This window comes from Bradyrhizobium sp. AZCC 2230, from assembly GCF_036924495.1.
Taxonomy (GTDB): Bacteria; Pseudomonadota; Alphaproteobacteria; order Rhizobiales; family Xanthobacteraceae; genus Bradyrhizobium; species Bradyrhizobium rifense.
The window spans coordinates 1,896,262-1,916,768 of the sequence record NZ_JAZHRS010000001.1 but is presented as its reverse complement, the minus strand read 5'-3'; the positions used below and the strand labels follow the sequence as shown (position 1 = coordinate 1,916,768).

17 protein-coding genes, 1 tRNA gene and 1 pseudogene are annotated in these 20,507 nt (G+C 64.3%); 12 read left to right on the top strand and 7 right to left on the bottom strand.

Translation table 11 applies throughout. The features are described from left to right. Window positions 1-38: 38 nt before the first annotated feature. On the bottom strand, window positions 39-1,340 hold the full coding sequence (locus V1280_RS09270; protein ID WP_334538246.1) for a dihydroorotase: 1,302 nt from the start codon (window positions 1,338-1,340) through the stop codon (window positions 39-41). A 5-nt stretch (window positions 1,341-1,345) separates the two neighbouring features. Then, entirely contained in the window at window positions 1,346-2,293 is a 948-nt protein-coding gene (locus V1280_RS09265; RefSeq protein WP_143845774.1) for an aspartate carbamoyltransferase catalytic subunit, read from the bottom strand. Between the two features lie 222 nt (window positions 2,294-2,515). Between V1280_RS09265 and V1280_RS09260 the strand changes: the two genes are divergently transcribed. Next, window positions 2,516-3,274, top strand: a complete 759-nt coding sequence (locus tag V1280_RS09260) for a M15 family metallopeptidase (protein ID WP_442895223.1) — start codon at window positions 2,516-2,518, stop codon at window positions 3,272-3,274. Window positions 3,275-3,294: 20 nt separating this feature from the next. Then, on the top strand, window positions 3,295-4,089 hold the full coding sequence (locus V1280_RS09255; RefSeq protein ID WP_334522062.1) for a CPBP family intramembrane glutamic endopeptidase: 795 nt from the start codon (window positions 3,295-3,297) through the stop codon (window positions 4,087-4,089). A gap of 144 nt (window positions 4,090-4,233) precedes the next feature. Here V1280_RS09255 and V1280_RS09250 read toward each other — a convergent pair whose 3' ends face one another. Further along, a complete protein-coding gene (locus V1280_RS09250) occupies window positions 4,234-5,157 on the bottom strand; it encodes an AEC family transporter (RefSeq protein WP_334522059.1) in 924 nt (307 codons plus the stop codon). A 4-nt stretch (window positions 5,158-5,161) separates the two neighbouring features. Further along, window positions 5,162-5,647, bottom strand: coding sequence for a Holliday junction resolvase RuvX (gene ruvX / locus V1280_RS09245; RefSeq protein WP_334522056.1), 486 nt, complete (start codon window positions 5,645-5,647; stop codon window positions 5,162-5,164). 45 nt (window positions 5,648-5,692) lie between these two features. On the opposite strand from ruvX, the gene V1280_RS09240 reads away from it, so the two are divergent. Then, on the top strand, window positions 5,693-5,908 hold the full coding sequence (locus V1280_RS09240) for a hypothetical protein (RefSeq protein ID WP_334522053.1): 216 nt from the start codon (window positions 5,693-5,695) through the stop codon (window positions 5,906-5,908). On the opposite strand, the pseudogene V1280_RS09235 reads toward V1280_RS09240, so the two are convergent. Next, window positions 5,898-6,785 (bottom strand): annotated as a pseudogene (locus V1280_RS09235) (LysR substrate-binding domain-containing protein); the annotation flags it as partial. The gene V1280_RS09240 and the pseudogene V1280_RS09235 sit on opposite strands and share 11 nt — an antisense overlap. 98 nt (window positions 6,786-6,883) lie before the next feature. Here V1280_RS09235 and V1280_RS09230 point away from each other — a divergent pair. The 8 genes from V1280_RS09230 (at window position 6,884) to V1280_RS09195 (ending at window position 14,692) form a co-directional block, all read left to right on the top strand. Further along, window positions 6,884-7,864, top strand: coding sequence for an NAD(P)H-dependent flavin oxidoreductase (locus V1280_RS09230; protein WP_334522050.1), 981 nt, complete (start codon window positions 6,884-6,886; stop codon window positions 7,862-7,864). A 17-nt stretch (window positions 7,865-7,881) separates the two neighbouring features. Beyond that, entirely contained in the window at window positions 7,882-8,958 is a 1,077-nt protein-coding gene (locus V1280_RS09225) for an NAD(P)H-dependent flavin oxidoreductase (protein WP_334522047.1), read from the top strand. Between the two features lie 77 nt (window positions 8,959-9,035). Further along, window positions 9,036-9,323 (top strand): Asp-tRNA(Asn)/Glu-tRNA(Gln) amidotransferase subunit GatC, encoded by a 288-nt coding sequence (gene gatC / locus V1280_RS09220; protein WP_008548395.1) that lies wholly within the window; start codon window positions 9,036-9,038, stop codon window positions 9,321-9,323. A gap of 79 nt (window positions 9,324-9,402) precedes the next feature. Next, window positions 9,403-9,618 carry a hypothetical protein gene (locus V1280_RS09215; RefSeq protein ID WP_334522042.1) on the top strand — a complete coding sequence of 72 codons (216 nt, stop codon included), beginning with the start codon at window positions 9,403-9,405 and terminating at the stop codon, window positions 9,616-9,618. After that, window positions 9,615-11,090 carry an Asp-tRNA(Asn)/Glu-tRNA(Gln) amidotransferase subunit GatA gene (gatA, locus tag V1280_RS09210; protein ID WP_334522039.1) on the top strand — a complete coding sequence of 492 codons (1,476 nt, stop codon included), beginning with the start codon at window positions 9,615-9,617 and terminating at the stop codon, window positions 11,088-11,090. Before V1280_RS09215 ends, gatA begins: the two co-directional genes overlap by 4 nt. A 2-nt stretch (window positions 11,091-11,092) precedes the next feature. Beyond that, window positions 11,093-11,383, top strand: a complete 291-nt coding sequence (locus V1280_RS09205; protein ID WP_442895222.1) for a hypothetical protein — start codon at window positions 11,093-11,095, stop codon at window positions 11,381-11,383. Beyond that, complete coding sequence (gene gatB, locus V1280_RS09200) at window positions 11,380-12,858, top strand: Asp-tRNA(Asn)/Glu-tRNA(Gln) amidotransferase subunit GatB (RefSeq protein WP_334522033.1); 1,479 nt, start codon at window positions 11,380-11,382, stop codon at window positions 12,856-12,858. The genes V1280_RS09205 and gatB overlap by 4 nt, the downstream gene beginning before the upstream one ends. Before the next feature lie 1,567 nt (window positions 12,859-14,425). Continuing rightward, the gene (locus V1280_RS09195; RefSeq protein WP_234678771.1) at window positions 14,426-14,692 is read left to right on the top strand and encodes a hypothetical protein; all 267 of its coding nucleotides are present in this window, start codon (window positions 14,426-14,428) and stop codon (window positions 14,690-14,692) included. Window positions 14,693-15,052: 360 nt separating this feature from the next. Here the strand turns inward: V1280_RS09195 and V1280_RS09190 are convergent. Beyond that, window positions 15,053-15,145, bottom strand: a tRNA-Ser gene (locus V1280_RS09190). 873 nt (window positions 15,146-16,018) lie between these two features. On the opposite strand from V1280_RS09190, the gene V1280_RS09185 reads away from it, so the two are divergent. Further along, window positions 16,019-17,563, top strand: a complete 1,545-nt coding sequence (locus V1280_RS09185; RefSeq protein WP_334522029.1) for a porin — start codon at window positions 16,019-16,021, stop codon at window positions 17,561-17,563. Between the two features lie 512 nt (window positions 17,564-18,075). Here V1280_RS09185 and V1280_RS09180 read toward each other — a convergent pair. Beyond that, on the bottom strand, window positions 18,076-20,469 hold the full coding sequence (locus tag V1280_RS09180) for a lytic transglycosylase domain-containing protein (protein WP_334522026.1): 2,394 nt from the start codon (window positions 20,467-20,469) through the stop codon (window positions 18,076-18,078). Window positions 20,470-20,507 lie beyond the last annotated feature (38 nt).

The following is a 20,507-nucleotide window of genomic DNA, read 5'->3' as shown; positions in this document are numbered from 1 at the left end:
GCTGACATAGCCGGCGCCCATGTCTGTACCTCCGCACGTCAGACATGCTCGTAAACCGTTCGCCCACCGACGATGGTCCTGATAGCGCGGCCTGTAAAGCGGGCTTCGTCGAACGGGGTGTTCTTGCAGGGCGATTTGAGGTCGGCGGGATCGACCACCCAGGGCACGTCGGGGTCGATCACGATGACGTCGGCCGGCGCGCCGGTGCGCAGGGTGCCGCCGGGCAGGCCCAGAATCTCCGCCGGCCGGGTCGACATCGCCCGGATCAGCGTCTTGAGGTCGAGCTCGTCATTGTGGACCAGCCGCAGGCCCGCCGGCAGCATGGTCTCGAGACCGATCGCGCCGTGAGCCGCTTCCGCGAACGGCAGGCGCTTCATTTCGACGTCGTGCGGATTGTGGTCGGACATGATGACGTCGATAAGGCCGGAGGCCACCGCCTCCACCAGCGCGCGGCGATCGTCCTCAGTGCGCAGCGGCGGCGACAATTTCAGGAAGGACCGGTAGGGGCCGATGTCGTTCTCGTTCAGTGCAAGATGGTTGATCGAGACCGAGGCGCTGACGGCAAGGCCTGCGTCGCGGGCGCGCTTCAGGATCTCGAGCGATTCGATGCACGACAGCGACGCGGCGTGATAGCGGCCGCCGGTCAGCGCGACCAGGCGCATGTCGCGCTCCAGCATCACGGCCTCGGCGGCCTTCGGGATGCCCATCAGGCCGAGGCGCGAGGCGAACTCTCCCTCGTTCATCACGCCTTCGCCGACGAGATCGGGATCCTCGGTGTGATGCACGATCAGCGCGTCGAAATCGCGCGCGTAGGTCAGCGCGCGGCGCATCACCTGCGCATTGGTCACGCTGCGGTCGCCGTCGCTGAAGGCGAGGGCGCCTGCGGCCTTGAGCAGGCCGAACTCGGTCATCTCCTCGCCGCGCATGCCCTTGGTGAGCGCCGCCATCGGCTGGATGTTGACGATCGCGGTGTCGCGCGCGCGCCGCATCACGAAATCGACGGTCGCCGAATTGTCGATCACCGGCAAGGTGTCGGGCTGGCAGATGATGGTGGTGATGCCGCCCGTCGCGGCCGCCTGGCTCGCGGAGGCAAAGGTCTCGCGATGGCTGAAGCCGGGCTCGCCGACGAAGGCGCGCATGTCGATCAGGCCGGGGGCCACGATCTTGCCGGAGCAGTTGACGACGTCGGTGCCCTCGGGGACGCCGGCCGCACCGATGCCGCGGCGGGTCTCGCGGATGACGCCGTCGGCAATCAGGACGTCGCCGGGGCCGTCGAAATCCCTGGAGGGATCGACGACGCGGGCGTTGGCGAGCAGGATGGGGCGGCGGTCAGTCAACATGAGCATCACGCGTTCGGCAGGTTACGGGCGAGCGCTTCCAGCACGGCCATGCGCACGGCGACGCCCATCTCCACCTGTTCGCGGATCAGGGACTGCGCACCGTCGGCAACCGCGGTGTCGATCTCGACGCCGCGGTTCATCGGGCCCGGATGCATCACGAGCGCGTCGGGCTTGGCGTAAGCGAGCTTCTTCTGGTCGAGCCCGAAATAGTGGAAATATTCGGAAGTGGACGGCACGAAGGAGCCGTTCATGCGCTCGCGCTGCAGCCGCAGCATCATCACGATGTCCGCGCCGTTGAGCCCTTCGCGCATGTCGCGCGCGACCTCGACGCCCATCCGCTCGATGCCGGGCGGCAGCAGCGTGGAGGGGCCGACGACGCGGACCCGGGCGCCCATGGTGTTGAGCAGGATGATGTTGGAGCGGGCCACGCGCGAATGCAGCACGTCGCCGCAGATCGCGACCACGAGGCCCTCGATCCGGCCCTTGTTGCGGCGGATGGTGAGTGCGTCGAGCAGCGCCTGCGTCGGATGCTCATGCGCGCCGTCGCCGGCATTGATCACGGAACCGTCAACCTTGCGGGCCAGCAGTTCCACCGCGCCGGAGGCGTGATGGCGCACCACCAATATATCCGGGTGCATGGCGTTGAGCGTCATCGCGGTGTCGACCAACGTCTCGCCCTTCTTGATGGACGAGGAGGACACCGACATGTTCATGACGTCGGCGCCGAGGCGCTTTCCCGCGAGCTCGAACGAGGACTGGGTCCGGGTCGAGGCTTCGAAGAACAGGTTTACCTGCGTCCGTCCACGCAGGACGGTGCGCTTCTTGTCAACCTGGCGGTTGAGCTCGACATATTCTTCGGACAGGTCGAGGAGGCCGGTGATGTCGGCCGCGGAAAGGCCCTCGATGCCCAGCAAATGCCGGTGGCCGAGGACGAAGGTCGATTTCGATGTCATTAAAGCGAGAGCTATAGGCGCGGATGGCGGGGGGAGCAAGGGCCAATGCCGGGGCGGGGAGTTATCCCCTGATAGTGCTAATCTCTCCGTCATGCCCGGGCTTAGCCGTCCGAAGGACGGCGTCGCTTTCGCTCGCCTATGTCCCGGGCATCCACGTTCTTCATCGCATTTGACGTAAAAAGGCCGTGGATGGCCGGGACAAGCCCGGCCATGACGATGTGGATGGATGTCGTGAAATCAATTCGAATTGCGATGGCATTGCTAGCAATCTCTTCCACAGCCTTCGCCCAATCGCTCCCCGGCGGCTTCGTCTATTTGCGCGACGTCGATTCCAGCATCATCCAGGACATCCGCTACGCCAGCTCCAACAATTTCATTGGCCGCCCGCTCGCCGGCTATGGCGCGGACGAGTGCGTGGTGAAGCGCGAAGTCGGGCTGCGGCTGAAGGCGGTCCAGCAGGATCTCTCAGCGCAAAATCTCTCGCTCAAGATGTTCGACTGCTACCGGCCGGCGCGCGCCTCGCTGGACATGGTGAAATGGTCGCAGAACGGCCACGAGACATCAGCCGATCGGCGCTATAATCCGCGGATACCCAAGACCGAGCTGTTTCGTCTCGGCTATATCGCGAGCCGCTCGCAGCATTCCACGGGTGCGGCGCTCGATCTCACGCTGGTCGATCTCAGGGCTGACAATTCCGCCAGGATCGATCCCGCGAAATCCTATGCCGACTGCACGGCGCCGGTCGAGGCGCGGCTGCCGGAGGGCAGCGTCGACATGGGCACCGGCTATGATTGCACGGATGCGAAAGGGCATACCGCAGCACCGTCGATCGATCCGGATCAGCGCGCCTGGCGCAAGCGGCTGGTGACTGCGATGGCGAAGCAAGGCTTTGTGAACTATTCGAAGGAGTGGTGGCATTTTTCCCTGCCGGGGGCGGGCGGGGCGGCCTATGATTTCCCGATCCAGCCGCGGCGGAACTGATTCCGGCCGCAGGAAGCGCCATGACAGAGCCCGCGATCACGACCGACGACGCTGACACCCTCAATCCCGACCATCCGCCGCTAACCGTAATGCCAGCGCCGTTGCGCGTCTGGAAGTTCTGGGGCACGGCGCTGTGGGGCCTGCTCGTCTTCGTCGCGATGTTCGTCGGTCAGGTCGGCGCGATCCTGCTGCTGGTGGCAATGCGCGGGCTGCCGCTGGACATGGACTCGATCCAGTCGGTCGGCCGCGAGCCGCAGGCGCTCGCGCTTTCGGTCATCATGGGCCTGCCCGCGACGCTCGCGGCGGTGTGGCTCGCCATCCGCATCAAGAAGGCATCTTTCGTCGACTATCTCGCGCTACGCTGGCCGACCTGGAAGCAGCTGTTGCTCGGCGCGGCCGGCCTCATCCTGGTCGTGATGGCCTGGGAAGTGGTGTCGCGCTCCCTCGGCCGCGAGGCCACGCCAGGCTTCATGACGGATCTCCTGAAATCCGGCCGCGACAAAGGCGCGGCGCTGTTGTTGCTATTTGCCTTCAGCGTGGCAGCGCCGATGTCGGAAGAAGTGCTCGCGCGCGGCTTCCTGTTCCGCGGCTGGTCGGCGAGCTTCCTGCGCGTGCCCGGCGCGATCATCCTGTCGTCACTGGTATGGACGGCGGTACATCTGCAATACGATCTGTACTTTCTCGCCGAGGTCTTCTCGATCGGCCTCTGGTTCGGCTACATGCGCCACCGCGCCAACTCGCTCTGGCTCACCATCGTGCTGCACGCGCTGAACAACATGACCGCGGTGGTGCTGACGATGTGGCTGGGGAGTTAGCCCGGCAGTTGCCCCACACACTCCGTCATTGCGAGCAGAGCGAAGCAATCCAGAATCTTTTCCGCCGAGGGACTCTGGATTGCTTCGTCGCAAGGGCTCCTCGCAATGACGATGGTGAGAGAGGTGGGCTCGCAATGACGAGCTCTAAGCCACCAGCGCGATCGCGATCGGCATCGTGATGGCCGCCAACATCGTCTGCAGCGTGATGATCTGGGCCAGCAGCGGCGCATCGCCGCCCATCTGGCGGGCCAGCACATAGGCGCTCGGCGAGGTCGGCACCGCCGCGCAGATCGCGACGATCGCGAGGCTGTCGCCGGAGAGGCCGAACCACGCTGCGAGAACCAGCGCGAGCACCGGCATCAGCGCCAGTTTGAACGCCACGCCGAGCGTCGCACCGATGCTCGGACGGAACAGGCCCTTCAGCTGGAGGCCGGCGCCGGTGACGAGCAGGCCGATCGCGAGCGAGGAGCGGCCGAGTGCATCGGCCACTTCGTGCCAGATCTTTGGCAGCGGCAAATGAACGACGTTGATGACGAGGCCGATGATGCAGGCCCAGATCAGGGGATTGCGGATCACCGTCATGACGATCGCGCGCGCGGATTGCTTTTCCGGCGATGCGTAATGCGCAAGCACCGCGACGCTAAACACGTTGACCAGCGGAATGATCGCGACCATCGCGACCGAGGCCAGTGCCAGCCCGACCTCCCCGAACATGTTGGCGGAGACGGACAGCGCGACATAAGTCTGCCAGCGCGTCGCGCCCTGGAAGATCGAAGTGAAGGTGGGGCCGTCGATATCGAGGCGCGACAGGGCGGGGCGGAGCGCGAGGCACAGCAACGACATCGCCAGCGCCGACAGCAGCAGCGCGCCGCCCACGCCGGCGACCGGCACTTTTGAGAGGTCCGCCTTCACCAGTGTCTGGATCAGCAGCATCGGAAACAGCACGAAATAAGTCAGCCGTTCCAGCCCGTGCCATTGCGTGTCGAGCCGCATCAGGCTGTGCCGGAGCACGACGCCGAGTACGATGAGGATGAAGACCGGCAGCAGCGCCGCGATCACGACGAGCATGGGGTCAGCCAGTCTCTGAACGTAAATTGGCGAGGCGGTCGAGCGCGCCCTGCAGGATGAAGATCGCGGCGTGCTCGTCGATCACCTCGGCGCGCTTGGCGCGGCTGACGTCCATGCCGATCAGCTCGCGCTCGACCGCCGCTGTCGAGAGGCGCTCGTCCCAAAGGCCTATGGGGAGCGTCGTCAGGTTAGCCAGATTGCGCGCAAAGGCGCGGGTCGACTGGGCGCGCGGGCCCTCGCTGCCGTCCATGTTGATGGGCAGGCCGAGCACGAAGCCGACGATCTTGCGCTCACTGGCGATCGCGAGCAGCCGCGCCGCGTCCTGCTTGAACGCCTTGCGCTGGATCGTTTCGACACCGGTAGCTAACCGCCGGTCCGGATTGGACACGGCGACGCCGATGGTCTTGGTGCCGAGGTCAAGGCCGACCAGCCCGCCGCGTTCGGGCCAGTGGGTTGCAGCGTCGATCAGAGGCAGGATAAGAGCCGGCATGATTTAGCGCATATCACGCGTCGCGCTGCGGAGTGAACCGGGAACATGGATGCACTGACGTTATTCGGCTTGTTTGCCGTCACCGCGATGCTGGTCTGCTATGCCTTGGAGGACCGCAGCCACTGGTTCGTGCTGCTGTTCGCCGGCTCTTGCGCGCTCGGCTCGGCCTACGGCTTCCTGCAGGGCGCCTGGCCGTTCGGCCTCGTCGAGGCGATCTGGGCCTTCGTTGCGCTGCGGCGGTGGTTGATCGAGCCGCGATGATGTCGTCATCCCCAGTCAGGCATGACAGGAAGCCATGAAGCGCGCTGGTTTGATGGCCGGCGCGACGCCGGATGAACAGCGTCTCGACGCGGGCATGCTGCGGGCTTAGCGCGTGCATCATCACGCTGCCGTTCATCGCGCTGCGTTCGACCACCGCGCGCGGCAATAGTGTCACGCCCATGTCGGCGGCGACGCAGCCGATCATGCCGTCGAGCGTACCGAGCTCGAAGCGTGCTGCCGATGGCCAGCCGAATTCGACGAAAATCTGCTCGAGCCGCTGCCTGTAGGTGCAGCCGGTGCGGAACGCCAACGCAGTCGGGCCTGACTCGGGCGTGCCGGCGCGCAGCTCGGCGAGCGAGGTCCAGCGCCGCGCGCTCACCAGCACCAGCTCTTCGCGGAATGCGCTTGTTGCGGTGAGGTCGGGGTGCGCGATGGGACCTGCGACGAAGGCGCCATCGAGCGTGCCTTCGAGCACGCCGGCGACGAGATCGGCGGTCGGCGACGTCCGCAAGCTCAGCCGCACGGCAGGGAAGCGGCGGTGAAAATCGGCCAGCAGCGGCGGCAGCCGCACTGCCGCCGTCGTCTCCATCGAGCCGATCGAAAGCGGTCCCTTCGGCTCGCCATCGTCACGCGCGGCGAGCACGGCCTCGCGCGACAGCGCCGCCATTCGTTGCGCATAGGGCAAAAGGCGTTTGCCGGCGCCGGTCAGCGCCATGCCACGGCTATGGCGCTCGAATAGCGGCGTGCCGATCTCGGCCTCCAGGGCCTTGATGCGCTGGGTGACATTGGACTGCACCGTGTTGAGCTCTTCGGCGGCGCGGGTGATGCCGCCGGTGCGGGCGACCGCGGCAAAGGTCTGGATGTCACTCAGTTCCATGGTGTCGTTTCGCTTTTGTGATGGCAGCGTTCGCAACAATTCATTTTTCGAGAATGCTAGTCCCGCCTAATCTCGCTGTCCAGACGGGGAGAGGACCGATGCCGTTCGCGACGCCGCTGACCACGCTGCTGGAGATCAAGCATCCCATCCTGCTGGCGCCGATGGACGTCGTTGCCGGAAGCCGGCTGGTGACGGCCGTCAGCCACGCCGGCGGCTTTGGCATTCTGGGCGGCGGCTACGGGGAGCGAACGTGGCTGGAGCAGGAGACCGCGAAGCTCGCCGGCCTGTCCGCGCCGTTCGGCGTGGGCTTCATCACCTGGAGCCTCGCCAAACGGCCCGAGCTGCTTGGTATCGCGCTTGCCGCAAAACCGTCCGCGGTCATGTTGTCCTTCGGCGATCCCACGCCGTTTGTCGCGAAGATCAAATCCGCGGGTGCACGCCTGATCTGCCAGGTGCAGGATGAGGTGATAGCGCGACAGGCGCTCGATGCCGGCGCCGATATCCTGGTCGCGCAGGGCACCGAGGCCGGCGGTCATGGCGCCTCGCGCACCACGATCGATCTCGTGCCTGCGATCGTCGATCTCGCGGCCGGACGCGTGCCGGTGGTTGCGGCCGGCGGCATCGCCGACGGGCGCGGGCTTGCCGCCATGATGATGCTTGGGGCGAGCGGCGTCCTGCTCGGCACGCGTTTCTATGCGAGCCAGGAGGCCGACGGCGCTGATGAAGCCAAGCGGCGCATCTGCGCGGCCAATAGCGGTTCGACGGTGCGCGGCATCGTCTTCGATCTCTCGCGCAACAATGTCTGGCCTGCGCCGTTCACTGGACGATGCCTGATCAACGACCACGCCAGGCGCTGGATCGGACGCGAGGTCGAGCTGATGCAGAATGTTGCCGCAGTCGCGGCGGAGTATGCGGCTGCGAAAGCGGCCGGCAATTTCGACGTGGCCGCCGTGATCGCGGGAGAAGCGGTCGGCCTGATCCATGATATTCCACCCGCGGCCGAGATCGTCGAACGGATTGCGTCTGAGGCCGAGCAGCTTCTTGCCAGCCGGCGCAACTCCATCGCATCGCTCGCCTGAACCAAGAGAGACACACCATGTGGCCTGACCGTCGACTGATCGATCTCTTCAAGACCGAATTTCCGATCGTGCTGGCGCCGATGGCCGGCGTGATGGATTCCGAGCTAGTGATCGCTGTGGCTGAGGGCGGCGGACTTGGCTCGTTGCCGAGCGCGATGCTGTCGCCGGAGAAGGCGCGCGAGCAGGTCAACATCATCCGCCAGCGCGTGAGGGCGCCGGTGAACATGAACTTCTTCTGCCACACGCCGATCGAGCTCACGGCCGAGGCCGAGGCGCGCTGGAAGCAGCGGCTCACGGGCTACTATGCCGAGCATGGCCTCGATCCGTCGGCGCCGATCAATGCGGCGAACCGCGCACCGTTCGATGCCTCTTTCTGCGAGATCGTCGAGGAGCTGAAGCCGGAGGTCGTCAGCTTCCATTTCGGCCTGCCCGAGGCGGCGCTGCTCAAGCGCGTCAAGGCGGCAGGCTGTCTCGTCATTTCGTCCGCCACCACGGTGAAGGAAGCCGTCTGGCTCGAACAGCGCGGCGTCGATGCCGTCATCGCGCAAGGCGCCGAGGCCGGTGGCCATCGCGGCATGTTCCTGACCGATGAGATCGCCGAGCAGCCCGGCACGTTTGCGCTGGTGCCACAGGTCGCCGATGCCGTGAAGGTGCCGGTGATCGCGGCCGGTGGCATCGCCGATGGGCGCGGCATCGCTGCGGCCTTCGCGCTCGGCGCCTCCGGAGTGCAGATCGGCAGCGCTTATCTGCGCTGTCCGGAGTCCAAGGTCAGCGCAGGCGGCCGCAAGGCGCTTGCCGAGGCGGGGGACGATTCCACCGTCATCACCAATGTGATGACCGGCCGCCCGGCGCGTGGCGTGCAGAACCGCCTGATGCGCGAGGCCGGCCCGATCTCGCCGGACGCGCCGCCGTTTCCCCATGCGGCGACCGCGCTGGGGCCGCTGAAGACGGCTGCCGAAAAGCAGGGCAGGGTGGATTTCACCAATCTCTGGGCGGGGCAGGCGATTGGGATGGGCCGGGAGCTTCCTGCGGCCGAATTGACCCGGGATTTCGCGAAATCAGCCTTGGCCCGGCTGCGCCAGATGGCCGGATAGCTCCGGCCGCCGGTTGCGGCGCAAAACCGGCCTCTGCTATACGGCACTTAGGTTTTTGCCGTGAGAGGCCTTATATAATGTCCGTCGACGCCGCTACCGTCCGCCGCATCGCGCATCTGGCGCGCATTGCGGTTTCCGAGGACGAGGTTCCGCATCTGCAAGGCGAGCTCAACGCCATGCTCGCCTTTGTCGAGCAGCTCTCGGAGGTCAATGTCGAGGGCGTGGAGCCGATGACCTCGGTCACCCCGATGCAGATGAAGAAGCGGCAAGACGTGGTCAATGACGGCGAGATCGCCGACGATATCGTTGCCAATGCGCCTGCGACCGAAGGTCACTTCTTCCTGGTGCCGAAAGTCGTCGAGTAGCATAGCGTTTTCGAGCGAAGTGGATACCGGTTCGCGTCAAGAAAACGCGTCAAACTAAAGAGTCTTAGGACGCCGCCCGATGTGCATGCTTTGCGACGATGAGAAGGCCTATCAGGCCTACATGAACTACCTCGACAAGATGGAGCGGCAGGGCAAGGCCGCCGATCCCAATGTCGCCGTCAATGCCGTGCTCGACGAGCTCGAGGCCGCTGCGAACGCCGCCGCCAAGAAAAAAGACGACCCGGCCAACGACAAGACCCTGTCTCCGTTCTTCTGCAGCCCGATCAATAAATGACCGATTTGACATCGCTGACGCTCGCCGAGGCCCGCAAGGGTCTCGCGGCCAAGACTTTCACGTCACTCGAGCTGACCGACGCGCATCTGAGCGCGATCGAAGCCGCGCGCGTGCTCAACGCCTTCGTGATGGAGACGCCCGACCGCGCGCGTGACATGGCGAAGGCCGTGGACGAGAAGATCGCCAGGGGCGACGCCGGTCCGCTCGCGGGCATCCCGCTCGGCATCAAGGATTTGTTCGCGACCAAGGGCGTGCGCACCACGGCGTGCTCGAAGATCCTCGGCAATTTCGTGCCGACTTACGAGTCCACCATCACCTCGCAGCTCTGGCGCGACGGCGCGGTGATGCTCGGCAAGCTCAACAATGACGAGTTCGCGATGGGCTCGGCGAACGAGACCTCGTGCTTCGGCCCCGTCGGCAATCCCTGGCGGCGTGAGGGAAGCAACACGACGCTGGTGCCGGGCGGCTCGTCCGGCGGCTCGGCTTCGGCCGTGGCGGCGCTGCTCTGCATGGGCGCGACCGCGACCGACACCGGCGGCTCGATCCGCCAGCCGGCCGCGTTCACCGCGACTGTCGGCATCAAGCCGACCTATGGCCGCTGCTCGCGCTGGGGCATCGTCGCCTTTGCCTCCTCGCTCGATCAGGCCGGACCGATCGCGCGGACCACGCGCGATGCGGCGATGCTGCTGCGCTCGATGGCCGGGCATGATCCGAAGGACACCACGTCCGTCGACGTTCCCGTGCCGGATTACGAGGCTGCGATCGGCAGGTCCGTGAAGGGCCTCAGGATCGGCATTCCCAAGGAGTATCGTCTCGACGGCATGCCGGCCGAGATCGAAAAACTTTGGGAAGCGGGCGCGGCCTGGCTGAAGGCGGCCGGCGCCGAGCTCGTCGACATATCGCTGCCGCACACCAAATACGCGCTGCCGGCCTACTACATCGTGGCGCCGGCGGAGGCCTCGTCCAACCTCGCGCGCTATGACGGCGTCCGCTATGGCCTGCGCGAGCAGGGCAAGAACATCATCGAGCAGTACGAGAACACCCGTGCTAGAGGCTTTGGCGCGGAGGTGCGCCGCCGCGTCATGATCGGCACCTATGTGCTCTCGGCCGGCTACTACGACGCCTATTATCTGCGCGCCCAGAAGGTACGCACGCTGATCAAGAAGGATTTTGAGGATTGCTTCGCCAAGGGCGTCAACGCGATCCTGACGCCGGCGACGCCGTCGGCGGCCTTCGGCATTGGCGAGAAGGGCGGCGCCGATCCCGTCGAGATGTATCTCAACGACATCTTCACGGTCACCGTGAACATGGCGGGCCTGCCGGGCATCGCCGTGCCCGCCGGCAAGGACGCGCAGGGCCTGCCGCTCGGGCTGCAGTTGATCGGCCGTCCCTTCGACGAGGAGACATTGTTCTCGCTCGGCGAGGTGATCGAGCAGGCCGCCGGCCGCTTCACGCCCGCGAGGTGGTGGTGAATATGGAGGCGTATATCGCCAGTCTCGACGGCGCGGCGCCAGCGCCGGATCTCGCTGCGCCGCTGACCGGGCTGTGGTGGGCCGCCAAGGGTGACTGGGACCAGGCGCACAGGATCGTTCAGGACGAGAGCAGCCGCGAGGCGGCCTGGGTGCACGCCTATCTGCATCGCGTCGAAGGCGACCTCGGCAATGCCGGCTATTGGTACCGCCAAGCCGGTCAGCCCGCGGCAAAGGATTCATTGCAGGCGGAGTGGGAGCGGATCGCTGCCACGCTGCTCGGGAGCAAGACATGAGCACGGCCACGCACAAGCTTCTGAAGGGCTCGACCGGCGACTGGGAGATGGTCATCGGCATGGAGATCCATGCCCAGGTGACGTCGAACTCAAAACTGTTCTCGGGCGCATCGACTGCGTTTGGCGGAGAGCCGAACAGCCACGTGTCGCTGGTTGATGCTGCGATGCCGGGCATGCTGCCTGTCATCAACGAGGAATGCGTCAGACAGGCTGTCCGGACCGGGCTCGGCCTCAACGCAAAAATCAATCTGCGTTCGGTGTTCGACCGGAAAAACTATTTCTATCCGGACCTGCCGCAGGGCTATCAGATCAGCCAATATAAATCCCCGGTGGTGGGCGAGGGCGAAGTGGTGGTCGAGCTCGACGGAGGCCGCAGCGTCTCCATCGGCATCGAGCGGCTGCATCTGGAGCAGGATGCCGGCAAGTTGCTGCACGACCGGTCGCCGACGATGACCAATGTTGATCTCAACCGCTCCGGCGTGGCGCTGATGGAGATCGTATCAAAACCGGACATCCGCGACGCCGAGCAGGCCAAGGCCTATGTGACCAAGCTGCGCTCGATCCTGCGCTATCTCGGCACCTGCGACGGCGACATGGAGAAGGGATCTTTGCGCGCCGACGTCAACGTCTCCGTGCGCAAGCCGGGCGCGCCGCTCGGCACCCGCTGCGAGATCAAGAACATGAACTCGATCACCTTCATCGGGCAGGCGATCGAGTACGAAGCGCGCCGTCAGATCGAGATCCTCGAGGACGGCGGCGCGATCGACCAGGAGACGCGGCTCTACGACCCCAACAAGGGCGAGACGCGCTCGATGCGGTCCAAGGAAGAGGCGCACGACTACCGCTACTTCCCCGATCCGGATTTGCTGCCGCTGGAGTTCTCGCAGAGCTTCGTCGACGAGCTGAAAGCTGAGCTCCCCGAGCTGCCGGACCAGAAGAAGACGCGCTTCGTTGCCGACTTCGGCCTGTCGGCTTACGACGCAAGCGTGCTCGTCGCCGAGCGCGAGAGCGCGGTGTTCTACGAAACGGTGCTCGACAGGCTCGCCAACCGCGCCCGCGACGGCAAGATGGCGGCGAATTGGGTAATCAACGAGCTGTTCGGCCGTCTCAACAAGGAAGGCCGGGATATTGCGGGCTCTCCGGTCAACGCCGAGCAGCTTGCGGCGATCATCGACTTGATCGGCGAGGGCACGATCTCCGGCAAGATCGCCAAGGATCTGTTCGAGATCGTCTGGCAGGAGGGCGGCGACCCTCGTGCATTGGTCGAGAGCCGCGGCATGAAGCAGGTCACGGATCTTTCGGCGATCGAAAAGGTTGTCGACGACATCATCGCGGCCAATCCCGACAAGGCCGCGCAGGTGAAGGACAAGCCGCAGTCGCTCGGCTGGTTCGTCGGCCAGGTGATGAAGTCATCCGGCGGCAAGGCGAACCCGCAGGCGGTCAACGAGCTGCTCAAGTCCAAGCTCGGCATCTGACGTCACGCGTTCGGACGAGGTGACGACACGCTTCGTCATCTCGATCAGCGTTCGCGATGCGACGCACCCACGCGTCATCGACAGCAAACTTCATCCCGTTGAGGTCACGATGCAGTTGCGAATCGCGGTGGCGCGATTCGCACAAACGGCGACCTGCACTCGCTCTGACGAGCGCTTCCGCCGTTAAGCATGAAAATAATTTCGTTGCCAAAATTCGCGACTCAGAGTCCGCGACTCGCCCCCACGACGCCATCGCGCGCTTTGCAGCGCACGTCATCGCACTGATCATGCGTGACGTGCGCGCGCAGAATAATACTTGCTGCATAGTGTTTTCTCGCAATCGATGCGCTTGCCGGCTGCGACGTTGCGAGAAGCATTTGCAATCGCAGCCGCGCGTCTCAGCGTATCGGCAAATCAAGCGCGGCTGGCGCACACGCGCTGCGTCGTCAACACTTCCTTAAGTGAGAAGATGTTTTTTTCGTCGTGTTGGTGTATTCGGGGTGAGTGCATTCGATCCCCGAATGTACGCAGCGATTAAAGCCATCTCACACATCGGAGGGCAACATGGCCAAGAAAGCAAAGAAGGCGAAGAAGGCGAAGAGCGCAGTGAAGAAGACTGCGAAGAAGACCCGCAAGGTCGCCAAGAAGAAGAAGTAACTTCGCTTCTGAAGTTGCCGGCTCCTAGAGAGCCGGCACGTCATCAGCGCCTCTCAAAAGGTTCTGGTCGACGATAGAGGGTGTCGGCGAGACATCAGGTCAACGGTCGGATCGTCAGCTTTCACGGGCTCGCTCGTCAAAGTCCGGTCCGGCAGAAGAAACCAGTTTTCTTCGTTCGGTGCGGCTCCTTGAAGAAGGGCTCCGCAATTCCACAGACGGCCTTCGGGTCAATTTGGAATCTGGTCCTGACGTGTTCGCCGACGCCCTCGTTCCCTGAGGCTGGGGTATTGCCGGCATTCCTTTCCCGACATTGTTGATCTGACCGCGACGCAAGCCGCACCGCGCCGTCGTGTTGCGTGGTCGTGCTGGGGCCGTGCTGCCTTGAGGCAGGCGAGGGTGCGGCAAACTTTCGTTGCCGCGGCGCCGGTCATTCACGCACAATGCCAGGCCATCGCCCCGACGCCGTGTCCTCGCCTCCGTGTCCTGCCGGCATGACTGCCGGGGGCCGGCGCCGGCAGCGCGAGGCGATCCTGCGACCCTTCCACCGCGCCGCCGCTCCCACAAATTGTAACCACAGGACACGCACCACCGCGCGCGATGGTTATCGATGTCCGAAAATCCCACGGTAAACCAAATCTGACGAATCGCAGAAATGCCTGCAAATCAGGGACTTCTCGCGTTTCCTGTGCGCGTGGCAGGCGCTTCCGTTTACGTCTGCTTCATCGCGATATTTAAACTGCCATTCAAATTTGCCCGCCATCATCGCCTCCAACAAGCCGGCAAACGGCTTGGGCAAGAAGACTTGGGATGAGTTGAACAGCGCACGATCCCAGAAGGGGTCATGCAAATCAGAGTTGGACGGGAGCCGCGCTCGGGGGAACGAGGCGGCACAAGAAAAAGGGGATGCGTCATGTTTCAGGGTACTTTCGATCTCGATGCGGCAACGCCGATCGATGCAAGCGCGCTGTCGGACGTTCTGTTCGAGCGTGGGATCTATTGGGCGAGCGGCCGCTCGGGCCTGGTCGACCTCGTCGCCGCGCACAAATGGTTCAACCTCGCTGCGCTGAAGGGCCGCAAGGACGCCGTCGCTCTGCGCCAGGAAGTGGCCGGCCAGATGTCGGAGTCCGAGATCTCGGCCGCGCAGCGTGACGCGCGGGCGTGGGTGTCCGCGCATTGAATTGAGAAGCGTATCCGGCCCCGTGGTTTCACGGGGCGATTGGGTTGCGCTGGATCAAGTTCCCGCGTCGTGCCGTCACTTAAGACCGGCGTGGCATGAGCGATCCCGAAAAGGAATGCCTCAGGACTGAGTCGTTGGCTGCCGGCAGAGCCGGCGTCTGGTTCAATGTCTTGAGAGGCGAGGCGGTGCTGATATCGCCGTCGCATTGGCGGATCTGGCGATCCCGCGTCTAGGAACATGCACACATATATAAGGAGAGCGCGAATCGGGCTGGGCTCAGCCGCGCGGATCCTTGCGCCAGGCTGTCGCAGCCGCGCGACGATCGCTTTCAGATGAACAGAGCTGGATTCTGCAGCTGGGTGGCGGAGAGGGAGGGATTCGAACCCTCGATACAGCTTGAGACCGTATGACGCTTTAGCAAAGCGTTGCCTTCAGCCACTCGGCCACCTCTCCGGTGCGAGCCTTATGCATCTAATTACTTGGGCCGGTCAATTTGGAAGCGTGTGTTTTCACTCGAATATTCCCAACGATTTCCGCAGGACCGCGGGCCAATCATGACGGTTTGCTTTCCGGTCGAGAAACGTCACGCCAAAAGAGCGGACGCAGAACCAAAGCGCTTGGCAGGGATGACAGAGACAGTTCCGCGGGCGGCGTCGTGTTTTCTCTCTCAAGCAATTGAATTTGCTGGAAGTTTCCTGCTGCGGTCGGCCTCTGCGAGGCACGATCCCGGCTCGCTGCGCCGTTCGCGGCTTATGAAGGCATCGAGGCGAACTGCTCATCTCCGCCAGCGGGGATGCCGGTCCGATTCCCCAATCGGCCGAGTGACTTCAGCTACATGAGGGGTCTGCGCTGCCGGAAATCACCGAGAGTTACCGCGCATTACACATCGTCTGAGTCTGTGCGCCGATTCCACGATTCGAGCGTGTCAGAGCCGCCTCTGTGTGTAAGTCGACCCGCGCGCCATCGGATCGGGAATTTCGGCGGCAAATGGAACCGCTCAAAAAAAATACAGCAAAAACAATACGTTGCAGCCGCCGCGCACTCACATCTGCGTGTTATTTGTGCAACACCCGCCGGAAAACACGCGTCATAGGCCCGCTTCGGAGCGTTCTCTTGTTGTGTGTGCAAGGACGTTCGGTAATTGTGATCGGGCGACGGAGGGGGGCATCCCAAGGTCGTCCCGTTTAGGTCTTTCGCTTAAGTCCCTCGCGTTCATGCGGGTGTGTCCGAAGACGCGAAGGTGACCAAGGCGGGGATTTAGAGGGGGTTGGGGAATTGGCCGTTCGGGTCAGTGACCTTCCCTGAAGAGCAACTTGGAGGTTTAACATGAAGTTGGTTAAGAGCCTTTTGCTCGGCTCAGCGGCGGGTCTCATCGCCGTGGGCGGAGCGCAGGCAGCCGATCTCCCCGTGAAGGCCAAAGCGGTCGAATACGTGAAGATCTGCTCGCTGTACGGTGCGGGTTTCTACTACATGCCCGGCACCGACACCTGCATCAAGCTGGGTGGTTACGTCCGCGCTGACGCCGTTCTCGGCGGCGCCAACGACTACGGTTTCAACAATAGCCAGACGACTGCGAACGGTGGTTCGAACAACCGTCTGACGAACTACTATTACACCCGCGCTCGTATGGACCTCAACGTCGATACCCGCACGGCGACCGAATACGGCGTTGTTCGTACCTATGCTGACATGATCTTCAGCTATGACACGGGCAATATCGTCGGCAGCAGCCCGGCGACGTTCACCGCGGGTGGTGCCACGCTTGGCCTCTACCATGCGTTCATCCAGTTCGCTGGCTTCACCATGGGTCGTACGGTCTCGATCTTCGAGGCGCCGTGGACTGGTTACCCGGCCGGTGGTCCCGATACCCTTCCGGGCGGCCCCAACCACGTCACCGGTATCAACCAGTTCGCCTATACCGCTGACTTCGGTCAGGGCATCACCGGTTCGCTGGCGTTGGAAAGCCCCGACACGCAGTCCAATGGTCAGGGCAACCTGTGGAACGCCAACGGCTTCGTGGCCAGCAGTGCTGTTAACGGCGCGGGTGCCATCGTGACGACTACCGCTGCTACGGCCGCTGGTAATGCCCTCGTCCAGGGTCAGTACGGCGTCAACGCTTGGGGTGGCTCGCGCTCTCCCGACATCGTCGGTGCTGTTCGTGTTGACCAGGCCTGGGGTCTTGCCCAGTTCGCGGTTGCCGCGCATGACCTGCATCCTGGCTACTACGGCACCACGGAACCCACCGGTCATCCCTCCGACAAGTGGGGTTGGGCTGTGCACGGCGCTTTGTCGATCAAGAACATCCCGACCGGTGCGGGTGACTCGATCAACTTGCAGGCCGTCTACACCGATGGCGACAGCCGGCAGAACTTCCAAACTCTGTTCCCGCAGCAGTTCTCGATGTACAGCGGTTCGGGCATCGCCTACCAGAGCGTCGGTTTCGCTGGTATTGCTGACGGCGTCTTCGGCGCTGGCGGCAGCATCCAGACCGTCAAGACCTGGGGCATCCGCGGTGGCTACAGCCACAACTGGAACCCCTACTGGGTTAGCGCCATCTACGGTGGCTATGCTCAGCTGAAGTACACGGACACGGCCAAGGGGCTGATCTGCACCAACTTTGTTGCCGCTTTCGGTGCGGGCGCAACGTGTAACCCGGACTTCAACTTCGGCGTTATCGGCGTCAACACCGTCTGGACCCCGGTCAAGAACCTGGCGTTCACGGCTGACCTGAGCTGGTCGCGTCTGGATCAGAAGTACGCTGGCGTGATTACGATCCCGGCGATTTCGGCCTGGGCGAAGCCCACTGCTACGTATGAGCTGAAGGATCAGAACTCTCTCACTCTGCTCCTCCGCGCAAACCGCACCTTCTAATATCGATCTTTCGATCGATAGAGAGCCCCCGGCGGGAAACCGCCGGGGGCTTTTTGCTGCTTAGCGATGTGACACCTGGGTCGGCACTTGGTCCAGCACTTGGACCAAGACCCTGGACTTGATGGTCCCGCAGTGGAACATCCTTGTCGCAATCGAAGATGCAGCGGATACGGCTGGGATTTGTCCGCCGAGTCAGTTTCGGGAGCACTGAAGGTCAATCCTTCATGGTCCATCAATCGAGGCCATTGGGAGGTTCGAGGCTTCATCCAGCGGACGGGTTCAAAGGCCGACAAGAGAACCCAAGTCGAACGGCTTGAGGTGGTGGACACGGACAGGCCACGGCGCTGGTCCGAGCATGAGAAACTCAAGATCGTCCTGGAGAGCAAGGCGTCGCGGCAACAGCGCGGCGGTGTGGCGTCTCATTGCTGCATCGGCGACAGTCGTTGCGGCCTGAGGCGCGCATGCCTGTCATCGCGAGAGCGTGACTCTGACGCGCGCGAGAGAGAAGGCAGCTATTCCACGCTGCCGGCGCCGCGGCGCAAATCGGCCTCGATCTGGAGCCGCGTGCCGCCGCCGAAGCGGGCGCGGTAAACCTGAAGATTCTCCATGATCCGCTGCACGTAGTTGCGTGTCTCGGAGAACGGGATCAGCTCGACCCAGTCGACCGCGTCGATCTTGGATTCGCGGGGATCACCGTAACGGTCGATCCACTTCTTCACGCTGCCGCGACCGGCGTTGTAGGCCGCGAAGGTCATGATGTAGGAGCCGCGATAATCCTCGAGCAGGCCGCCGAGCTCAGCCGCCCCGAGCGTGGCGTTGTAGGACGAATCGTTCTTCAGCCGCGAGAGGTCATAGGTCGCGCCGTGCCGTTTGCAGACGTAACGCGCGGCGTCCGGTGTCACCTGCATCAGGCCATAGGCCTGCGCCGGCGAGACCACGGCCGGATTGAACGCGCTTTCCTGTCGCGCGATCGCGTAGACGATGCTGCGCTCGACCTCGGGACCGATCTGCGTGAACTGCGGAATGCCGTTGACGGGGTAGGCGTAGAAGTCGAACGGCAGGCCGCGATTGAGCGCGGCCTTGCCGACCAGCAGCATGCCGCGGGCGTCGCTGTAGCGCTGGGTCAGCTCGCCGAGGCCGGTGAGCGCCTCGGGATCGCCGTTCTCGCCCATATCGGCAAGCATCGGCACGGCCATCTCGCGCTCGTCGAGCTCGTAGAGCAATTGCGCGGCGCGCACGATCTCCAGCCGTTCGGCGCCGCGGCCGCGCGGCTGGCTGTTCAGCTCGATCTGCGGCAGGCCGAGTTTTGCGCGCGCGAGCTGGCCGTAATAGCTGGTGGATTGCTCGGCGGCGCGAGCATAGGCGTTGCGGGCCTCCTGCTGGCGACCGGCGGCCTCGGCGGCGCGGCCCTGCCAGTAACCAGCGCGCGCCAGCGTGGTCGGATTGACGCTGCCAACGCCGATGCGGGCAAAGTGCTGAGCCGCTGCCGCGGGATCATTGAGGAAGCGCAGTGCGATCCAGCCCGCCGTGAATTCCTGCTCGGTCTTGTAGATGTCGCGCGAGGGGAGCGCCGCGTCGCGTGCGATCAGATAGGCGCTGCGGAATTCCTCAGTGTCGATCATCTTGCGCGCCAGGAGGCGCCGCTCGATCCACCATTCGTCGAGATTGTAGAGCCGGTTCGGATCCTTCGGCGCCGACAGCATGAGCTGGGCGGCTTCGGCAAACTTCTCCTCGCGGCGCAGCAGCTGGATCTTGCTGAAGATGAAGCCAGGATCGCTGTGCAGCTCGCGCGGCACCTCTTCGAGCAGCGCGCGCGTGTTCGGCGCCTTCTTGAAGGAGGCGATGCGGGCCTTGGCGAGCGCGACATAACCGGCGCCCAGGCGCCTGGCAGCGCGCAGTGCCGCCTCGGTCTCGCTGCCGTAGAGCAGCGTGTCCATCCGCGCCTTCTGATCGCCAGGCGTGAGCAGGGCGCCGAACTGGTCGAGCGCGTTGTTCTCGGTGTCTTCCGACATCGGATCGCTGCGCCAGGCTTCGCGCACGAGCCGCTCGGCATTGGCGCGGTCGCCGCGCGCCAGCATCGCCTTGGCAAGCACGAAGCGGCCCTTGGCCGAAACAGGGGATTCGTTCTCGAACCACGACCAGCCAACGGAATCGTCGCGCCTGTCGTCCCACATCGCGGCCTCCAGGCGCCGACGCAGGAAGGTCTGCGATGGCCAGCTCGGATTGGCGGAGAGGAAGGCGCGGTAGCGCTCAACGCTTGCGCCATTGTCCTCGCTGCGCAGGATGATCCATTCCGCGAGTTTTCGCGCAACGGGATCCGAAATCGAATCTGCGTAACTGCTGGCGTCGCCTGCCTTGCGCTTGCGCACCAGCTCGATGACGTTCTCGAGCGTGTCCTTGTCGGCTTGCGACGTCGACGAGGTCGCAGCAACCGCGGCCGGCGTGACCGGCTTGCGCGGCGCGGCGTGCTGGCGGGTTGCAGGCGCCAGCACTGGCGTTGCGACAGGCTTGGCGGGGGCTGGGGCCGGGGCGGAAGGTCTGACAGTGGCCGTCACCGCCGGCGCGGTTTGGGAGGCCGGAGCATTGGCGGCCGGTCGTGCTTTTGGCGCGGAGGCGGCGGCCGCGGGCTTCGGCTTGTCCTTGGCGGCATCCTTGCCGGCGGGCTTCTTCGCAGCATCCTTGTTCGCAGCATCCTTGGTTGGCGCGGAGGCTGCTCCCTTGCTCGCGCCCTTCGCGGTCTCCTTGGCCGATCCCTTCGCAGCGTCCTTCGCGGCAGGCTTGGCGGCTGGCTTCGCGGTTCCCTTATCAGTTCCCTTGGGAGCTTGCTTGGCGGGTTCCTTCGCGGTGTCTTCGGTCGTCTCATTGGACTTGGCCAGGGCGGCGCAGCCAATCGACAGGCCAGCCATCAGGCATATGGCCAGACCAGCGGATCGCCATGCGGTAC